At 38.7% G+C, this 12,836-nt stretch carries 11 protein-coding genes; all 11 read right to left on the reverse strand.

What is annotated here, in order from left to right; all coding sequences use genetic code 11:
- Positions 1–267 (reverse strand): IreB family regulatory phosphoprotein, encoded by a 267-nt coding sequence (locus tag KI375_RS07370; RefSeq protein ID WP_207451511.1) that lies wholly within the window; start codon positions 265–267, stop codon positions 1–3.
- 181 nt (positions 268–448) lie between these two features.
- Positions 449–3,073 (reverse strand): alanine--tRNA ligase, encoded by a 2,625-nt coding sequence (gene alaS, locus KI375_RS07375; RefSeq protein ID WP_212972866.1) that lies wholly within the window; start codon positions 3,071–3,073, stop codon positions 449–451.
- 410 nt (positions 3,074–3,483) lie between these two features.
- A complete protein-coding gene (locus KI375_RS07380; protein WP_212972867.1) occupies positions 3,484–4,554 on the reverse strand; it encodes an AI-2E family transporter in 1,071 nt (356 codons plus the stop codon).
- A 438-nt stretch (positions 4,555–4,992) separates the two neighbouring features.
- Positions 4,993–5,181: a hypothetical protein gene (locus tag KI375_RS07385; RefSeq protein ID WP_057989149.1), complete on the reverse strand. Its 189-nt coding sequence runs from the start codon at positions 5,179–5,181 to the stop codon at positions 4,993–4,995.
- The gene (locus KI375_RS07390; protein ID WP_212972868.1) at positions 5,153–5,671 is read right to left on the reverse strand and encodes a PRC-barrel domain-containing protein; all 519 of its coding nucleotides are present in this window, start codon (positions 5,669–5,671) and stop codon (positions 5,153–5,155) included. The genes KI375_RS07385 and KI375_RS07390 overlap by 29 nt, the downstream gene beginning before the upstream one ends.
- Before the next feature lie 26 nt (positions 5,672–5,697).
- The gene (gene recD2, locus KI375_RS07395; protein ID WP_212972869.1) at positions 5,698–8,097 is read right to left on the reverse strand and encodes an SF1B family DNA helicase RecD2; all 2,400 of its coding nucleotides are present in this window, start codon (positions 8,095–8,097) and stop codon (positions 5,698–5,700) included.
- 20 nt (positions 8,098–8,117) lie between these two features.
- Entirely contained in the window at positions 8,118–8,786 is a 669-nt protein-coding gene (locus tag KI375_RS07400) for a tetratricopeptide repeat protein (protein ID WP_212972870.1), read from the reverse strand.
- Between the two features lie 160 nt (positions 8,787–8,946).
- Positions 8,947–10,062, reverse strand: a complete 1,116-nt coding sequence (gene mnmA, locus KI375_RS07405; RefSeq protein WP_212972871.1) for a tRNA 2-thiouridine(34) synthase MnmA — start codon at positions 10,060–10,062, stop codon at positions 8,947–8,949.
- Positions 10,063–10,076: 14 nt separating this feature from the next.
- A complete protein-coding gene (locus tag KI375_RS07410) occupies positions 10,077–11,219 on the reverse strand; it encodes a cysteine desulfurase family protein (protein ID WP_212972872.1) in 1,143 nt (380 codons plus the stop codon).
- A 41-nt stretch (positions 11,220–11,260) separates the two neighbouring features.
- Positions 11,261–11,680 (reverse strand): cysteine metabolism transcriptional regulator CymR, encoded by a 420-nt coding sequence (gene cymR, locus KI375_RS07415; RefSeq protein WP_207451526.1) that lies wholly within the window; start codon positions 11,678–11,680, stop codon positions 11,261–11,263.
- Positions 11,677–12,336: a YczE/YyaS/YitT family protein gene (locus KI375_RS07420; RefSeq protein WP_244852402.1), complete on the reverse strand. Its 660-nt coding sequence runs from the start codon at positions 12,334–12,336 to the stop codon at positions 11,677–11,679. The genes cymR and KI375_RS07420 overlap by 4 nt, the downstream gene beginning before the upstream one ends.
- Between the last annotated feature and the right edge of the window lie 500 nt (positions 12,337–12,836).

Raw genomic sequence — 12,836 nt, forward strand, 5'->3', positions numbered from 1 at the left:
TTATTCCTCTCGATGCTGCTTTAAATACGATTTAACCAGCTCTTCAATGATTTCATCTCTTTCTAGCTTTCGCATCATATTCCGTGCATCCTGATGACGTGGAATATAGGCTGGATCCCCGGAAAGTAGGTAACCAACGATTTGGTTTATCGGGTGATATCCCTTTTCTTGAAGAGCTCCATATACCTGTAATAAAACCTCTTTTACTTCCCGCTCCATCGGATCCTCATGAAAATCAAATCGCATTGTTTTATCAAAAGAGCTCAATATATAACACCTCTCTTAAGACATATCGTAAAAGTGATGTTCAAAAAGGAGCAAGTCGGCTACGACACTGACATCAAACACCATCTGCCGACATATTTTTCACTGGACTTTTTGAACATCCTCTTAAAGATATGCCCAATTGTTAAACATTACCTTTATTGTACATGATTTCGACTTGGAATCAAACGGATTTCACCCAATCCTTGACATAGTTTAACGCTTCTTCCAATTTTTCGGGGTTTTTCCCTCCAGCCTGAGCCATATCTGGACGACCGCCGCCGCCGCCGCCACAAATAGCTGCAACTTCCTTTACTAATTTGCCGGCATGATATTTTTCAGTTAAATCCTTCGTAACTGCTGAGATAATATTCACTTTTCCGTTATGACTTGAAGCCAAAACAATGATACCTGAAGTTATTTTTTGTTTTAAATCGTCAACTGTTGTTCTTAATGTATTCATGTCCGTTGAATGAACTTGACTCACCAGAACTTTAACACCTTGAATCATTTCGACTTGATCGAGTATTTCCCCTGCTTCTTGATTCGCCATTTTGGCTGATAAAGATTCATTTTCACGGTGAACTTCTTTTAATTCATTTAACAGGGATTCCACTCTCTGAACGAGATTTGTTGGTTTTGTTTTCAGACGTTCTGCTAACGTATCAAGCTTCTTTAATTCGCTATTGACGAGTTCATAGGCAGCCTGACCCGTTACAGCCTCAATTCTTCGTGTTCCAGCCCCAATTCCACTCTCAGAAAGAATTTTGAAAAAGCCAATGGAAGCACTATTTTTGACATGACATCCACCACATAATTCAAGACTATAATCACTAATAGAGACAACGCGAACCACTTCACCATATTTCTCACCAAATAAAGCCATGGCTCCTTTTTCTTTCGCCTGGTCAATCGCCATCGTTTCAATCGTGACAGGTAATGATGCCCAGATCTTCTCATTCACAATATGTTCAATTTCTGCTAATTCGTCTGGTTTTATTTGCCCAAAATGAGAAAAGTCAAAACGAAGCCGATCGGGGCCAACATAAGAACCTGCTTGGTTTACATGTTGCCCAAGAACATCTTTTAAAGCTTGATGCAGTAAATGAGTAACCGTATGATTTTTTTCAGTATGACGACGCTTCGTTTCGTCTACTTGAGCATATACTGCCATGCCTTCCTTCAATACTCCTGCCTCCACCTTTGCTTTATGAAGATTTTGCCCATTTGGCGCCTTCTGAACTTCTGTTACTTGTACGAGTAAATCCCCGCTGGTTAACTGCCCATGATCCGCAACTTGACCACCACTTTCCGCATAAAAAGGTGTCTTTTCAAGAATAAACTCCACTTCATCTCCGGTAGCTGCAGATACTACTAGCTTTCCATCCTTTACAATCGCTTGGACTTTCGTTTCCACACTTAACTGTCCATAGCCGATAAATTCACTTTTTACATTGATATCACCTAGTACGCCGCCTTGAATATGCATTGATGCTGAATCTTCACGAGCAGATCTGGCCCTTTCCCTCTGCTGCTCCATGGCCTTTTCAAAACCTGAGTGATCAATGCCCATTTGTTCTTCTTCAGCATACTCCTCCGTTAATTCTACAGGGAAACCATACGTATCATACAGCTTAAATACATCTGCCCCTTCAAGCACTGTCTTACCTTCCTTCTTAGCCTGACGGATCATAGCAGATAAAATCTCTAATCCATCATGTAATGTCTCATGAAAACGATCCTCTTCATTCTTCATCACTTTTTGAATAAAATCCGTTTTCTCTATAACATTTGGATAGTAATCCTTCATAATATCTGCAACGGTCGGGACTAATTGATACATAAACGGTTTTTCAATTTGAATTTGTTTAGCATATCGTACAGCCCTTCTCAATAAACGGCGTAATACATAACCACGGCCTTCATTGGAAGGTAAAGCCCCATCGGCAATCGCAAAGCTTACTGTACGAATATGATCCGCAATGACTTTAAAGGCTGTTCCTGTTGCTGCCTCATAGGTTTGACCAGAAATCTTCTCTGTTGCACGAATAATCGGCAAAAATAGGTCTGTGTCAAAGTTGGTTGGAGCATTTTGAATAACAGACGTCATCCTTTCCAAGCCCATCCCTGTATCAATGTTTTTCTTTGGTAAAGGCGTATATGTTCCATCAGGATTATGGTTAAACTGGGAAAAAACTAAATTCCAAATCTCTAAATAACGTTCATTTTCTCCTCCTGGATAAAGTTCGGGGTCATTTGGATCATCGCCATACTCAGGACCTCGATCATAGAAAATCTCCGTATTAGGACCGCTTGGGCCTTCTCCAATATCCCAAAAATTTTCCTCTAAGCGAATAATTCGCTTTTCCGGTAAACCAATTTTCTCATGCCAAAGGGCAAAAGCCTCATCATCCTCAGGATGGATTGTCACTGATAATTTTTCACCCTCGAAACCAATCCATTTCGGATCTGTTAGGAATTCCCATGCCCATTCTATCGCTTCTTCTTTAAAATAATCACCGATCGAGAAATTACCGAGCATTTCAAAAAAAGTATGATGTCTTGCTGTTTTCCCTACATTCTCAATATCGTTTGTGCGAATTGATTTTTGCGCATTGACAATACGAGGATTCTCAGGTTTTACCCGGCCATCAAAATATTTCTTTAAAGTGGCAACTCCGCTGTTAATCCATAATAATGTTGGATCATCTTGAGGTATTAAAGATGCACTCGGTTCGATTTTATGGCCTTTTTCCTGAAAAAAGTCCAAATACATTTGCCTAATTTCTGCTCCTGTTAATTGTTTCATCTCTTTCACTCCTTAAAAAAATTTGCGCTCACTTGCAGGATCTGGTAAAACATCTAGCCATCCTTTGCTTTTCAAACAAAAAAAGCCCCGCCCCTATGCAGGGGCGAAGCTATATTCACGGTACCACCCTGATGAGTCAACTAAAAAAGCGTTAACTCTCTCAGTGCTTTAACGTAGCAAACGGCAGGAATTAGCTGCTCTCAGGATTGGCGTGTTGTTAATGTTCCGAATAGAATTTCTTTCAGCCTTGGAAATTCCTCTCTAGTATCCGTCCTTTTTTAACAACTAGATCCTTCATCAAGTTCCATTTATTAACTTAGGCCAACAGGATGTTGGTCAGAACGGCGCGATTTTAGCCGTTCAACCTTACCTATAATCGCATTATAGAAAGAGAAGCATGATTTGTCAATCTATGACTGTCTAGTTTTTATTAAATAGTCCCTAGAATGAACAATCGCGATCTTTATTACAGCCAAAATGGGGATGGATAATATCATTCCTATCACTCCAAAGACCTCCCCTCCAACAACTAAGGCTGCCATAATAAATAGCGGATGCATATGAAGGGATTTCCCAACAATAAATGGTGATAAAACATTCGCTTCTAAAAATTGAATAATCAGCATCGCGATCGTGGTAATAATCGCTAATTTGGGTGAAGTTAATAAAGCGATTGCCACTGTGGGCACTAAGCCAATAATAGATCCAAAATAAGGAATAATATTCGTAACGCCGATAAAAATTCCTAACATAATTGGATAATCTACTTTTAAAATGACCAAGGTGATAGCCGATAAGATAGTGACTAAAGCACACACTAAAATTTGACCGCGAATATATCCACCCAATGATTCATTTACCGCCTCGAGAAATTTCTGTCCATTTCCACGCCATTTTTTTGGTGCTATGTACCACGCGGCTCTTTTTAATAACGAAATGTCTTTGAGCATATAAAAGGAAATAAACGGAATGACCGCTATGATCACAAGATGGTCGATTAACTTAACAAGAGAATTAATGCTTTTTTCAATCCAATGATTGAACCAATTCTCTAACGCGTCAATCTTATCATCAATTTGATCTTGAATGCCGTCGGGAAAATGAGATGTTGATACTTCAAGATGGTGAATCCAGTCTCGGTATTGTCCGATAAAAATCGGGAGCTGGTCTGAAAAATCTCGAAGTTGGCGAATAAACATTGGAATTCCAGCATAAAGCCCATAACCCATTCCTACAAAAAAGACCACATAAATAATCGTAATTGCTAATGTTCTATTGACACCGAACTTCTCTAAACGAATAATAATCGGATGCAGAAGATAAGCGATAAATCCACTTAATAAAAAAGGCATCACTCCAATCATTATCGCTCTTAATAAAGGTATCCATACTGGTTTGATCAATAGGAAGCAATAAAGAGTTAGAAAAATGAGTAACACAATACTAAGCTTTAATATAAATTGGAGATGACGCTCTTTCAAAAATTCTCCCTCCTCGCCGTAAGATAAACCCCCGGGCATTCACCGAGTTGGATAATACAAGATTTTCTTGTAACTACTTTTTTGGGATATTTCACTTTTTTATTGAACTACCATTTTATATTGAACGAAATCGCAAATGGCGAATCTGCTAATCACCATTAATCTCCGCTCCAAGCGGAAAGCGAGCAACTGTAGTGGAAATCAACCACACACTATCTTTGTAGACAATGTTTACAAAAACATAAAAGAAAACACACTTGTGCCGCTTCTTTGACATGTCTTTTTTTGAAAAGGTTTTGAAAAACCTCGATTCTCAGTAAACTTTTGGTAATTCGGCGGGCTTATCCTTGAACTTTCAAGATTCTATTTAGTTTCTCATGCAAAGGGAGAATTTATGTAATAAAAAAAGGGAAGCCCCAAAACAGGCTCCCTTGCTAATTAACTAAGCTTGCGGAGTTGCTCATCAAATAAATCATCCAATGAACTAAGGCTTCCATCCTCTTCGACTTGATGAGTATGGATTGTTTCCTTTCCAATGGATAATTCAATAAAGCAATTCCAACAATAATATTGATTGACGCCGATCTTACCGAGATCCTTACTTTGGCAATTCGGACATTTCATCATCATCATGACCACCTCGTAACTTATTCACTGACATTACGAGTGTCTCTTCTCTAATCTGGGGTGGAAGTGAAGTCCGAATGATTCGTTTTCCTTTGGTGATATCAGAAAAGAAACCATCTGTCAGCTCATACCCTACGATGGTGCCCATCTCTTCTAAAAAATATACATCATCTAATAAACCTAAGGTTTCTCCTTCTTGAGAAATGGTCTTGATTTTTGTTAGGGGCTGATCATGTGTCATGGTATATGTCCGTTCATCTTTGCTATAGGATCTAAGTTTGTCGTCAGAGCGAAGCGTGATCCCGCTCTCTTCCCAAGCAGTTACTTCTTCCATTGGCAAAATAAATTTCTTCCCCATTAACCCTTTTTTCTGTAATAATAAATGAGTTACACGGCCATTCTCATCAATACAAATATCACAAACTGAGCCGAAAAGCTCACCTTGATGATCATATATAGGCGTGTCCTTTAAGAGGGAAAAGGTCCGCAAAAGAATCTACTCCTTTCCGAACATCTTTATTTTCCCTCTGCCTCCATAAAATCATACGGCGTAACATTTTCCATTCCAATCATCGGATCAATCATCATCCACGTCTCTTCTGATAATTCATCGCCAACTTCTTTTTCCTCGTTCAATTGCAATGAACTCAATTTTTCGTAAAGGGATGTTTTCCTTTGTTGATCATCTTCCCTCTGGATCCCGATTTGGAATGCTTGTTCTTCCCCACATAAAACTAAAGACTTTTTACTTCTGGTAAGCCCTGTATATAATAGATTTCTTCTTAGCATGCGATAATAACTACGCACAACTGGCATAATGACGATTGGAAATTCGCTTCCTTGAGATTTGTGTATAGAGCAGCAATAAGCAAGCGTAATTTGATTCAAATCTGTTCTTGTATAAGTGACTTCTGTTCCTTCAAAGGATGCAATCACCATATCCTGTTTTTCGGTTGTTTCCTTTGCCGTTAGAATTGAAATAATTTCACCGATATCGCCATTAAAAACATTTTTTTCAGGCTGATTGACAAGTTGTAAAATTTTATCTCCAATTCGATATTTCGTTTCCCCAAATGAAAGTTCTTTTCTTTTTTGATCTTCATTTGGATTAAATATTTCTTGTAAGATTTGATTCATTGCATCAATTCCTGCAGGTCCTCGATACATCGGAGCTAACACTTGGACATCCATGGCGGTATATCCCTTTTTTTTAGCACTTAAAACAATTCGTTTGATCACATCACCCATTTGATCTGTATGACATTTGATAAAAGAGCGGTCTTTTTGCGGCTCTAATAGATCAGTAGGGATTTCACCTTTTTTCACTTGATGTGCAAGCTCGATGATGGAAGAACCTTCTTTTTGCCGATAAATATCCGTTAATTGAACAACTGGAACAGCATGTGATTTTAATAAATCTTTTAATACTTGTCCTGGTCCAACAGAAGGTAATTGATCTTCATCACCTACCAGTACCACTTGAATTTGAGAAGGAAGTGCTTTAAATAATTGATGTGCTAGCCATGTATCAACCATCGACATTTCATCGACGATCAATAATTTACCTTCTAATTCCCGCTCTCCATCAGAATCTAGATTCTCCTGTGCAGTCATTCCTAAGAGCCTATGAATGGTCATGGCTGGTAATTCCGTTGACTCTGACATTCTTTTTGCGGCTCGACCTGTTGGTGCTGTTAACAGAATAGGAAACGGCTCTTCTTGTTTATACGCTTTTGGGTCCAGCGAGCAGCCATGCAGCTCACCATAAAGTTCGACAATCCCTTTAATAACGGTTGTTTTCCCAGTACCTGGCCCACCTGTTAAAATCATGATCGGGTTGGTCAAAGCCGTTTGTATCGCCTCTTTTTGTGACGGGGCGTATTGAACATTTAGTCGTTCCTCCAACTTCCCTAATGCTAATAAAAATTCCGATTCAGGAAATTGATCAGCATATTCCGTCTGTTCCATCACCCGGTTAAGATTTGTTACAATTCCCTTTTCAGCAAAATAAAGCGAAGGTAAATAGATCCTCTTTTTTTCACCTATAATTTTCCCTTCTTCTTCAAGACTAATAATCTCTTGTGCAATATTATCATAGGGAATTTCTATATGTTGACTATCTTCCAATAATCCTTTTACTTTTTCTAATAATTCTTCTGCTTCAAGGTACACATGTCCATTTTTCAAACAATCTTGTTCAAGAAAATAGAGACAACCCGCTTTAATCCGATCAGGATGATTCCCAGTAATCCCTAATTGTGAACCTAACTCATCTGCTCGTCCAAATCCAATGCCTTCTACATCTTCAATTAATTGATAAGGATTTCTTTCCAAAATAGTCAAGGTTTCTTCCTTATATACCTGGTAAATTTTCATAGAGATTTGTGGACCAAATCCATATTGGTTTAACCCTACCATAATTCTTTCAAGCCCCTGGTGTTCCAGTAATGTCTCATACAAATCTTTTGCCGTCTCTGGGGCTAATTTTGGAATCGAATCAAGTAAGGATGGTTGTTCAAGAATTCGACTAATCGCAGCTTCTCCAAGCTCTTCTACAATTCTTTCGGCGGTCTTTTTGCCAATTCCTTTAAATAATTCACTGGACAAGTAAGTGATAATCCCTTGCTTGGTTTGCGGCATTACCTTTTTAAAATGACTTGCACTAAATTGTAGACCAAATTTAGGATGCTCCTTCATTTGCCCATAGAAAACATACGATTCTTCGTCCTGTAATTTGGGAAAATGGCCAACAATTACGGCTTCTCTATCTTTTATTTCCATATCTGTTTTCTCAATCCTTATTCTGACCACAGAATAGAAATTTTCTTCATTATGAAAAATAGTCACAAGATGATGTCCTTGGATATATTTTTCCTGCTCAGAAAAAAGATCGAGCGAGTCTTGCCGCACATCCATACTTCTCTCTCCTAACAGCTTTATTTCTTACTTTCCAATAATTCTACAACAGCCTTTCTTGCATTTAGGGCTAATACATGATCTGGTTGAATGGCTACTGCTTGATCTAATAATGAGAGGATGTAATCGGGGTCTCCTTCTGTAACCGCATGAGCGATTGCTACATTATAATAAGCATCCGCATGTTGTGGATCTTTTTCTATGACGATTTGTAGTTGGTTGATCGCTTCTTTATAGGCTTCAGCTTGGGCTAATGCCAAACCATATTGAAATCTTGCTTCTACATCATCCTCATTTAATTCTATACTTCGTTGTAAATAGGGAAGCGCAAGGGTAAATTTACCTAAGGACATAAAACACATACCAAGCATATAATACAAATCATTGGTATCCAATCCATTTGCGAGCGCCTTCTCAAACATCCCTACAGCTTGATCATATTTTTCTTGATTGAAATAATAATTTCCATAGCTATAAAAAGCAGCCGCAGCCTGATCATCAAGTTCAATCGCTTTTTGTAAAAACGATTCAGCACGTGCTGTTTCTCCAATCGAGATCAGTACATTAGCAAAATTCACGTACCCGACGGGATCCTTAGGGTTCTCTTCAATCACTTCAGTAAATAATTGAACTGCTTTTTCAATCTTTCCTTCTTGTAATAACTCGATTGCCTGTTTATTTTTATCCATACCTCACACTCCGAACCATTTTCTAATGAAATTATAGCACAAAATTAATCGCTGATGGTTTCTCAACTATCTCATTCCTGGATTAGAAACATTAATTTTTATATCAAAAATGTCAGCCGTGATCGACTGACATTTCTAGAAGTTATATAGTGTATATTGTCTATCCAACATACATAAGTTGAGAATCCTCTTTATAAATCTGATCAATTGTTCCGCCACCTAGACATTCTTCTTCCTGATAGAAAACGACCGCCTGTCCTGGTGTAACAGCTCTTACGGGCTCTTTAAAGATCACCTTTGCTTCTTGTCCTGGTAAAATATGCACTTCCACCTTTACATCTGGTTGGCGATAACGGAACTTAGCAGTACATTCAAAAATTGCCGGTTTTGGTATAGTAGATATCCAATTGATATTTGTCGCAATCATGGAATCTGAGTATAGAGTTGGATGATGAAATCCTTGTTCAACAAACAATATATTTCTTTCTAGATCTTTTCCAACCACAAACCATGGCTCACCTTCTCCGCCAATCCCAAGGCCATGACGTTGACCAATCGTATAATACATGAGTCCATCGTGTTGTCCCATCTTTTGTCCATTTAATGTCTCCATCCGGCCTTTTTGTGCAGGTAAATAGTCTTGTAGAAACTCCTTGAAGTTTCTTTCACCGATAAAGCAAATGCCAGTACTATCTTTTTTCGAAGCTGTAGCAAGCCCAGCCTTTTGAGCTATTTCACGTACTTCTTTTTTACGTAATGACCCTAATGGAAACATGACTTTTTCCAATTGTTGCCCACTTAATTGATTTAAAAAATATGTTTGATCCTTATTTTCATCCAAGCCTCTTAACATTTTAACTTCTTTTCCATCATTAACTACTTGAGCATAATGTCCTGTAGCAAGATAATCCGCCCCAAGATTCATGGCATGATCTAAGAAGGCTTTAAATTTAATTTCTTTATTACACATCACATCTGGGTTAGGTGTTCTCCCAGCTCTATATTCATCGAGAAAGTACGTAAATACTTTATCCCAATATTCCTTTTCAAAATTCACGGCATAATAAGGAATGCCAATTTGATTACAGACTTTGATGACATCATTATAATCCTCTGTTGCTGTACAGACTCCATTTTCATCAGTATCATCCCAATTTTTCATAAAAATACCGATAACTTCATAGCCTTGCTCTTTTAATAAAAGAGCGGCAACAGAAGAGTCAACGCCACCAGACATACCGACAACTACTCGGGTATCTTTTGGTGCTTTTTTCATCTTAAATCTTCCTTTCAATTTTGAAACCTGCGAACAATTTTGGCGATTTCCTTTCCTGCTTTCACCATTTGTTCTTCTGTATTATCAATCCCAAAACTAAAGCGAACCGAATTGCGAACCCGCTCCGATCCTTCGCCAAACATCGCAACTAAAACATGGGAAGGTTCAACTGAACCTGCTGTACAGGCTGAACCACTAGATGCCGCAATCCCGACTAAATCAAGATTTACAAGCATTGATTCCACATCTGTCTGCGGGAAACTAATATTCAGGATCTGTGGCAAACCTTCAGCAAGCGCACCATTTATATTCCAATCAATTTTTTCCGCTTCAAATGTTTTGGTCATTGTAGCTTTTAGCTGTGAAAAAAATCCTGCTTTCTTCTCTAAATCATCCATTGCTATTTGAGATGCCTTGGCAAAGCCAACAATGGACGGCAAATTCTCCGTACCGGCTCTCCGCTTTCTTTCCTGCTCTCCGCCATATAAAATAGGAACGATACCTGTGTCAGCCTTTATATAGAGCATACCAATTCCTTTTGGACCATTGATTTTATGAGCTGTTACCGACAGCAAATCAACGCTTAACTCGGTGACATCAATCGGTTTTACTCCATATGCTTGAACAGCATCTGTATGAAAAAGCGCTTGATGGGATTGTAATAAAGAAGCAATCTCCCTTATTGGTTGCAATGATCCGACCTCATTATTTCCATACATAATTGTCACTAAAATGGTATCAGGACGGAGTGCCGCTTTCACTGAGTCTAGAAGTATTTCTCCTTGCTCATTAGGACTTAAATAGGTGACGTCAAACCCTTCTTTTTCCAGATACTGACATGTATGAAGAACAGCATGATGCTCGATTTTAGAGGTAATAATGTGTTTACCCAAATGTTTCTTTGCTTGAGCTGTTCCTAAAATGGCTAAGTTATCTGCTTCTGTTCCCCCACTCGTAAACACGACTTCATCAGAATTAGCCCCGATACTTTGAGATAAAATCAACCGCGCATCATCCAATTGTTTCCGTGATTCTCTGCCAAAAGAGTGAATACTAGAGGGATTTCCGAATGTTGTATTTAGGACCTCTGTCATTTTATCTAGTACGAGTGGATGCAGCGGAGTCGTTGCTGCATGATCCAAATAAATTCTTTCCAATTCTCTCACCTATTTCATTTCAAACTGACCTTTGAACAGATTTAAATATAAAACATATAAGGGGTCTCTGTTCCATCCTCTTCATAATTAGCTAAATCCTCAATGGTCGTGTTATCTAAAACATCTTTCACTGCATCGCGGACTTTCATCCATAAATTGCGTTTGGCAGGTTCTTCTTCTTCAATGCCTTCAACCGGACTAATCGGCCCCTCTAATACACGAATAATATCGCCTGCCGTAATCTTCGCTGGTTCATTAGCGAGGATATACCCTCCATAAGCACCACGGACACTTTTCACTAAACCAGCATTTCGTAATGGCCCAGCAAGCTGCTCTAAATAATGTTCAGAAAGGTTATGTGTTTTGGCAATTGATTTTAGTGAAATCGGGCCCTCTCCATATTTCTTACCTAATTCAATCATAATAGTTAATCCATATCTTCCTTTAGTTGAGATTTTCATAATTCTGCACTCCGTTCTATTCTTTGATCTAATTTATTATTCACCTTTAAAAACTTTCTTGCTATAAACTGACATTGAGGTAATGCAAATCCAATAAAAGTACCTACCGTTAGGCTAAAGATAATCGTTCCATAAAAAACAGGTCCTCCTAAAATCCAACCAACTGCAAGGACAATCACTTCCATGATTCGCCTCACTGTCGCAATTTTCCAGCCTGTTTTTTCCTGTAAAGCAAGCATAAAGCTGTCTCGAGGACCAGCCCCCATTTCAGCTGAAAGATAGATTCCCATTCCATATGCGTTAATGATCATCCCAATAAAAAACATGAAAAACTTCTCAACCATATGATCTGGTTCGATCAGAAAGGGAATTTTCATATACATATCAATGAACAATCCAACAAGAATCATATTCAAATAGGCGCCAAATTTGGGCCATCTTTTCATTAATAAAGACGAGCTTCCTAACACAATGAATCCAATGAGAATAGACCATGTTCCAATTGTTAAACCAAGTTGATAATAGAGCCCAACATGTAAAACATCCCATGGAGATACTCCAAAATTTGATATAATCATAAGGACAATCCCAAAAGACATAATGAGAAGCCCGATCACAAAAAGGAAGAATCGTTTATATAGCTCTACATTTTTCACCACATCAGACTCCTTCACATTTCACTATTATAGCATATCCATCATATTTAATGCATATATCTGACTATTTTGGTATGATAAAAACAAAAGTGTAAGCGCCCGTTTAGCGACGTACAAACTTTCATATTAAGGATGAACAGCTAAAAACGAGCCGTCCTGGCGGCAGACTCAAACGCGACGACAATCGCAACGTCTGCACTAGTACCTCCTGTACGTCGCAACGCTGTTCTGACCTACATCCTGTAGCCCTGAGATAAAGGATACATGAAATGCGAAAGACGGCTGATTAGGAGCGACAAGCAAATGTTCCTGAAACGAAGAAGGGTTATTTTGCGGAACATCGGTTAAAAGCTCGACGTCCTGTCGAAACACCGATGGACTCGCATCCTGCCAGTCTCTCGCTCCTGCCGTCTGTAGCTAGACAGCACGGCGAAGCATGAGCCGATGTTGACTTACGCAAACAGAAGCTGAAAGTTTGCTAGTCGCTAGGCGTTGAAGCT

The sequence above is a fragment of the Bacillus sp. J14TS2 genome (assembly GCF_018333015.1).
Taxonomy (GTDB): Bacteria; Bacillota; Bacilli; order Bacillales; family Bacillaceae_C; genus Lederbergia.

What these genes read in the sequence shown, in the direction of transcription:
- recD2 (WP_212972869.1), bottom strand. Translation starts at nt 8,097, where the DNA reads ATGGATGTGCGGCAAGACTCGCTCGATCTTTTTTCTGAGCAGGAAAAA.
- cymR (WP_207451526.1), bottom strand. Translation starts at nt 11,680, where the DNA reads ATGAAAATCTCAACTAAAGGAAGATATGGATTAACTATTATGATTGAA.
- KI375_RS07400 (WP_212972870.1), bottom strand. Translation starts at nt 8,786, where the DNA reads ATGGATAAAAATAAACAGGCAATCGAGTTATTACAAGAAGGAAAGATT.
- alaS (WP_212972866.1), bottom strand. Translation starts at nt 3,073, where the DNA reads ATGAAACAATTAACAGGAGCAGAAATTAGGCAAATGTATTTGGACTTT.
- mnmA (WP_212972871.1), bottom strand. Translation starts at nt 10,062, where the DNA reads ATGAAAAAAGCACCAAAAGATACCCGAGTAGTTGTCGGTATGTCTGGT.
- KI375_RS07385 (WP_057989149.1), bottom strand. Translation starts at nt 5,181, where the DNA reads ATGATGAAATGTCCGAATTGCCAAAGTAAGGATCTCGGTAAGATCGGC.